Annotated in this window: 5 protein-coding genes; 3 read left to right on the plus strand and 2 right to left on the minus strand. The window is 64.0% G+C overall.

All coding sequences use genetic code 11. The annotated features are described in order from the left end of the window. Window positions 1–14: 14 nt before the first annotated feature. Complete coding sequence (locus tag BO1_RS28850; protein ID WP_052409629.1) at window positions 15–1,046, plus strand: 4-hydroxyphenylpyruvate dioxygenase family protein; 1,032 nt, start codon at window positions 15–17, stop codon at window positions 1,044–1,046. A gap of 64 nt (window positions 1,047–1,110) precedes the next feature. Here the strand turns inward: BO1_RS28850 and BO1_RS28855 are convergent, their stop codons facing one another. Continuing rightward, complete coding sequence (locus BO1_RS28855; protein WP_028220527.1) at window positions 1,111–1,461, minus strand: DUF1330 domain-containing protein; 351 nt, start codon at window positions 1,459–1,461, stop codon at window positions 1,111–1,113. A gap of 491 nt (window positions 1,462–1,952) precedes the next feature. Here BO1_RS28855 and BO1_RS28860 point away from each other — a divergent pair, with 491 nt between their 5' ends. Beyond that, window positions 1,953–2,174, plus strand: coding sequence for a hypothetical protein (locus BO1_RS28860; RefSeq protein ID WP_028220528.1), 222 nt, complete (start codon window positions 1,953–1,955; stop codon window positions 2,172–2,174). Between the two features lie 42 nt (window positions 2,175–2,216). Here the strand turns inward: BO1_RS28860 and BO1_RS28865 are convergent, their stop codons facing one another. Then, entirely contained in the window at window positions 2,217–4,364 is a 2,148-nt protein-coding gene (locus BO1_RS28865; protein WP_028220529.1) for a tetratricopeptide repeat protein, read from the minus strand. A gap of 299 nt (window positions 4,365–4,663) precedes the next feature. Here BO1_RS28865 and BO1_RS28870 point away from each other — a divergent pair, with 299 nt between their 5' ends. Beyond that, a complete protein-coding gene (locus BO1_RS28870; RefSeq protein WP_028220530.1) occupies window positions 4,664–5,659 on the plus strand; it encodes an aldo/keto reductase in 996 nt (331 codons plus the stop codon). Window positions 5,660–6,083: the final 424 nt, after the last annotated feature.

The raw sequence follows: 6,083 nt of genomic DNA on the forward strand, positions 1-6,083 counted from the left end.
TGCTATTCAATAAAATGAGCACGCAAGTCAGAACGGATGGATTCGCCTTTGTCGAATTCGTTTCATCACGCCCGATGGAGCTCGTCGAGCGCTTCGAACACCTTGGGTTTCGTCTCCGTGGCAAATCGAAGACCGGTGTGTGGCTGATGACGCAAGGTGCAGCTGTGTTCCTCATCAACGGGAACCCGAACGCGTTCGAGCAAAAGCATGGTCCGTCGGTGCGCGCAATCGGCATTCGCGTCGACAACGCGAGGCTGGCCCACGAGCAGGCACTGGCCGGCGGCGCGCTTGCGGCCCTGGCCGATGTCGAAGGCGAGTTCGTCGTCGACGCGCCGGCGATTCTGGGCATCGGCGCGAGCCTCGTGTACTTCGTCGACACCGATTTCATGGCGGACTCTTCGCTGCCCGTCGAAGCGCGCAATACGCCGGAGGGCGACGCCAGCATTCTGGCCGTCGACCATACGTCGAACATCGTCCATCCCGAGAACCTGGACAAGTGGGCGAACTTCTATCGCGATACGTTTGGCTTCGCGGAGAAGCAATATCTCGAGGTCAAGGGCCACCTGTCCGGCATGCGGGCTCGCTCGATGGTGAGCGCCTGTGGCCGCGTGTCGATTCCGGTAGCGGCCGCTGCGCACGACCAACCCGGCGTTCTCAACCAGAACGACGAGTTTATCCGCGACTATGGCGGAGAGGGGATCCAGCATATCGCGCTGCTGACGTCCGACATCGAGGACACGATACGCAAGCTCAGTGCCGCAGGCATTGAATTCATGACTGCACCGTCGCAGCAATACTACGACGGCCTGGATGCGCGTCTCCCCGGACATGGTCTTCACGTCAAGCGCCTCGCGCAAAGCGGTCTTCTGGTCGACGGCAAGGGGCCGCGCAAGCTGCTGCTACAGCGCTTTACGAAGCGGCAGATTGGGCCGGTGTTCTTCGAGATCATCGAACGGCGCGGCGAAGATGGCTTTGGAGAGGGCAATTTCAAAGCCCTGTTCGAGTCGCAGGAGCAGGACCAGCAACAACGCGGCACGCTTGGCTGACCGTCACGCGGGCGCTTGCCCTCCATTGCCCACTACAAGTACGCGAGGTGGTGGCAACGCCGGCTCACGCCGTCCTGGCCGCAGGCACGGGAACGCCATTGAGCACATCGGTGGCGCGATGCGGCTGCGCGACTTTGTCGATCAAGAATACATCGCCGCTCGCGTGCCGCGTGCGCAGTGGCAGGATGGTTTGATAGGCCGGCGAGTCATACCACGCGCGTGCGCGCTCGTGGTCGTCGAATTCGATGACGATCAGGTTGCCCCTGAACTTTCCTTCGAGCCGTTCCACGGGGCCGCCATGGATGATGAAGCGGCCGCCGAACGGCGCGAGCGTGCCGTCGATCTTCTCCAGATATTCGACGATGTCGGCGCAAAGATCGGTTTGATGCAGATGGGCGATGGCGTAGGTGGTCATGGTTATCCTCGCGGGCACATGGGAATGGGTGTGAACCGGTAACGAGGATAGGGCGGGAAGGGAGCTGAATCGATTACCTGCGAGGTAAAGCGAGCGCAGCGTGTTTTGTTTGCGCCGGCATTCATCATTCAAAGCGATAGCGCTTTTATCAATGAAAAGTTAGTAAACATTAGATAAAAAACGTAATTCGATAGTAAGAAAAGGACGCAAACAGCCCGAATTTCAACGAATGAATATGGCCCCACAAAAAACGCTTGCAATTGCCTAGGGAAAACCCTAGAATCAACTCGTCTCCTCCATGTCTCCTCCTGATATGGATTCAGCCCGCCCAATCAGGCGGGCTTTTTCTTTTCTGGCGCCACAAAAAGCCTATTGCGCGTAGCGGGCCAGAACCTGTCCCCATCTGCTTGCCGCCGGGCATCGAGAGTAAAATTGTCTGATCGGCGTCCCGTCGGGATGCTCAAGCGTTCAACGCGACTCTCAACGCCCCAATGAAACCGTCTCCCACGGAAGAGAAGAAAAAGCGCAAGCCGCCGCCCACCTGGCTGCTCAATACCCTGACTGCGCTCGTGGGGATACTCACGCTCGCGCTCGGCGTGGGCTGGCTGATCCGCAGCTGGGTTGTCGATCGCGAGATGCCTTACTTTGCGATCCCGCTCGTGCTTTGCGTGCCGGTGATCGCCGCCGTGGCATTCCGCAATATGTGGGACTGAATCCGGCTCTGGCGTGCCCGCGCTTTTCGCGCGCGCCGTGCCTTACCGGCTGAACCGCTCCATACACGCCTGCCGTACGCGCTCGATCGGCGCGCTCCACGTTTCGTCGACTGCCTGCCGAAAGAGCCGCACCGTTTGCGGATACCACGGCGAATCCTCGCGCACGTGGAGCCAGCGCCAGTCCACATCGCGGCCCGGCAGCATCACCCAGCAGGGCGTGCCGAGCGAGGCGGCCAGATGGGCCGTCGAGGTGTCCACGCAGATCAGCAGATCGAGCTGCGCGACGATGGCCGCCGTGTCCACGAAATCGCCAATCTCGGTGCCCAGGTGCAGGATCGGTTGCTGCGCGTCGGCGCCCGCGCGCTGCGCTGCTTGCGCTTCGTCTTCTCCCGCGCCTTTTTGCAGGCTCACAAACTTCAATCCCGGCACGCTCCAGAGCGGCGCGAGCGCCGCGAGCGAGGGAACCGAGCGATGCTGATCGTTGTGGTGCTTCGGATTGCCCTTCCACACGAGCCCGATGCGCGGGCCGTCGCCCAGCGTGTCGAGCCGCGCGGCCCACTTGCGCGCGAGCGCCGGGTCGAGCGTGAAGCGGGTTGGCGGCGGCGTCGTGTCGATGGTCGTGGCGAGGCGCAGCGGCATGCTTAGCGGGCTCGCCCAGTAATCGAACTGAGCGGCGCGCGCGGTGGCTTCGGCGTGGGTGTAGACGGCGTCGATGCCTTCGACGTCCGCGAGCACGCGATGCAGGGCATCGACGCAGCCGAACGCAACATGCGCCGCGCCTTGCGCTTTGATGAGGCGTGCGTACCTGGCGAACTGCAGCATGTCGCCGAGGCCGTCTTCCTGCCAGAGCAACAGCGACTTCCCGGCGAGCGGCTCGCCTTGCCAATGTGCGCAGTTCAGCATCTTGCGCGAAGCGAAATGCACGAAGCCCGTGTTCTCGTAGCGCCGCTCATAGAGTCGCCAGCCTTCCTCATAGTGGCCCATCGTGATGAGCAGCGTGGCGAGGCGAAACACGGCATCGCCGTAATCGGGCGAGAGCGCGATCGCGCGGCGGTACGCGGCCTCGGCTTCGTCGAGCGCGCCCAGCTCCTTCAATACGCCGCCCAGGTTGAAATGGGCCTGCGCGATATCGGCCTTGAGGGCGAGCGCCGCGCGCAGCGTCTCGAGCGCTTCGGGCAGGCGGCCCAGCATGCCCAGCATGCAGCCGAGATTGTTGAGCGCTTCCGCGCGCGCGGGGGCGAGCCGCAGGGCCGTGCGGTAGGCCGCTTCGGCTTCGGGGTAGCGTTCGAGCTGCTGCAGCGTGACGCCCAGGTTGTAGTGCGCATCGACGTGGTCGGGGCGCAGCGCCAGTGCTTGCCGGTAGAACAGCTCGGCTTCGGGCTGGCGCTTCAGATCCGTGAGCACGCAGCCCAGGTTGTTGAGCGCTTCGACGTAGTCCGGCCGGATTTTGATCGCGAGACGGCACGCCAGCTCCGCTTCCATCAGTCTGCCGAGCGACTTGAGCAGCGCGCCGTAGTTGTTCAGCGCCTCGGGGTATTGCGGCTCGGCGAGCAGCGCCTGGCGCCAGGCCTCTTCGGCTTCGTCGAAGCGTCCGAGCTCGCGCAGCAGGGTGCCGAGATTGTTGTGCGCGCGAGCATAGTGCGGGTTGGCCGCGAGCGCCGCGCGGTAGGCCGTTTCGGCTTCGTCGCGGCGGCCCGCCTCGTGCAGGACGATGCCGAGGTTGTACTGGGCATCCACGTGCCCGGGCTGTCGCGCGAGCGCCATGCGATACGCGAGTTCGGCTTCCTGCGCGCGCCCGAGGCGATGCAGGACGATGCCGAGATTGCTGTGCGCGTCCGCGTGCGCGGGGTCCGCGGCGAGCAGGCGCCGCCAGAGCGTCTCGGCGGCGGCCCACTGGCCGAGCGCCGTGAGCATCGCCGCGAGGCCGTGCCAGGCGTCCAGGAACCCGGGCTTCGCATCGATGCAGCGCTGCCAGAGTGCCTGCGCCGCATCGGTCTTGCCCGCGCCCAGCGCGCAGAGCGCGGCCAGATGGAGCGAATCGGCGAGGGCTGCGTCGTCCGCGCGTGCGTGTGCGCCGACGAGCGGCGCGAGCACGGCGAACGCCTCGGCGAAGCGGCCTTGCGCGCTGAGCGCGCTCGCCTCCTGCTGGCGGTCGGGGTGGATGGGCGCGTCGGTGGTCGTCGAGGTCACGGTGGGGCGGGCGAAATAAAGGACACTACGAGCTTACGACACGGGGCGAGCGGACAACGGCGCGATTAGAGCCTGCAGAGCCCGCTTATTCGCGTGATCGGCCCTTCAGCACCATTACCGCGCGGTGACGGTCGCGCGGCGCCTTGCGCGATCCTCATCGAATACCCGCATTTCATTGTCGTAAGGTGCGGCTGCCGCGCCCGGCAGGTTTGGCGCGAGCGCGCTATGCTTCGCAGCATTGCGCGCCTCTCAGGCGCGCTGAGCGCAACGCAACGCACCGCCAGAAAGAGGAGCATTCGATGCAATACCGCCGTTTTGGCCATACTGGCCTGACTGTTTCGCGTCTGTGTCTCGGCACCATGACCTTCGGCTTGCAGACCGAAGAGGACGTGTCCCGTCTCATTCTCGACAAGGCCGCCGACGCCGGCACCAACTTCATCGACACCGCCGACGTCTATCCGCTCGGCGGCGGCGAAACGCACGCCGGGCGCACCGAGGAGATTGTCGGGCGCTGGCTCAAGGGGCGGCGCGAGCGCTTCATCGTGGCGACCAAGGCCGTGGGCAAGGTCGGGCCGTCGCCGTGGGATCAGGGCGCGTCGCGCAAGCATCTGCTCGATGCCATCGACGCTTCGCTGCGGCGCCTGGGCACCGACTATGTCGATCTCTATCAACTGCACTCCGACGACCAGAACACGCCGCTCGATGAAACGCTCGAGGCGCTCGATACGATCGTGCGTGCGGGCAAGGCGCGCTATATCGGCGTGTCGAACTTCCTTGCTTATCGGCTCGCACGTGCGCTTGGGCGTGCGGATGTGTTGCGCGTGGCGCGCTTTGTATCGGTGCAGCCGCGTTACAACCTGCTGTTTCGGCAGATCGAGCGCGAACTGCTGCCGCTCGCGGGTGAAGAGGGGCTTGCGGTGATTCCGTATAACCCGCTCGCGGGTGGGCTCTTGACCGGCAAGTACCGCGAGGACAGCGCACCCGCTGAAGGGCGCTTTACGCAGAGCGTGGGCGTTGCCGGGAAGATGTATCACGATCGCTACTGGCACGCGCGTGAGTTCGAGACCATCGAGACGCTGCGGGGCATCGTTGGGGATGCCGGGCAGTCGCTTACTACCGCGTCGATCGCGTGGGTGCTGGCTAACCCGCTCGTGACTTCTGCGCTCATTGGTGCGAGCAAGCCGGAGCAGCTCGATGCGTCGATCGCGGCCGCCGATCTTGAGATCGATCCTGCGCTGAAGGCGCGGCTGGATGAAGCGAGCGCCGCTTATCGGCTTGGGGATGCCGCTCGGTGAGCGCGGCTTTGCTCGGGCTTGGGCGCGCCTTTTGGCGCGGGTTGTTGTTTTGGCCTTAACTTGTTTTCGCGGCGGGCCGCAAGCGTTGCCCCTGTGCGGGGCGGCACCTACTTTTCTTTGCCGCGGCAAAGAAAAGTAGGCAAAAGAAAGCCGCTCAAACCGCCAGTGTGACGCAGTTCACCACTCGACTTATAGCGGAGCGGCTCCGGGGCGTCTGTCACCACTGGACGTATAGCAGAGTGACTAAGGGCTCATCCATCCGGCGGCGCTGCGCGCGCCGTGGGGCATAACCAAAACCATTGGGATATACGCGTATTCGTGGAACTCCAACGTATTCATATGGAATCACTCTCGCACATTCGTAGGACTCCATCGTATTTGTCCGCCTGGATTCTTGCGTATTCGCTCAGCAGTCCGACGGGTT

This window comes from Paraburkholderia oxyphila NBRC 105797 (assembly GCF_000685075.1).
Classification (GTDB): Bacteria; Pseudomonadota; Gammaproteobacteria; order Burkholderiales; family Burkholderiaceae; genus Paraburkholderia; species Paraburkholderia oxyphila.